Origin of the sequence: Chryseobacterium sp. SIMBA_029 (assembly GCF_046535275.1) — a bacterium.
GTDB lineage: Bacteria > Bacteroidota > Bacteroidia > Flavobacteriales > Weeksellaceae > Chryseobacterium.
On record NZ_JAWRXA010000677.1, the window covers coordinates 1 to 248 of the forward strand.

Annotated in this window: 1 protein-coding gene; it reads left to right on the forward strand. The window is 59.3% G+C overall.

Annotated features, from left to right (window positions below):
- Positions 1-248: SLC13 family permease (locus SB679_RS25675; RefSeq protein ID WP_410705193.1), on the forward strand; the 248-nt coding region annotated here is incomplete at both ends.

The following is a 248-nucleotide window of genomic DNA, read 5'->3' on the forward strand; positions in this document are numbered from 1 at the left end:
GTTCGCCGGCGCGGGCCTGGGCATTGGCCCCATGGTCATGGATTCGATGAAGTCGATGACGTCCACGGCAGCGTTGCTGATGTTCGCCATTATCTTCTTCGGGATGATGATCGACGTCGGCCTGTTCGACCCCCTGGTGAAATTCATCTTGCGCAAGCTGGGCAACGATCCGGCAAAGGTGGTTCTCGGAACGGCCATTCTTGCTGCTGCGGTCTCCCTCGACGGTGACGGCTCCACTACGTTCATCC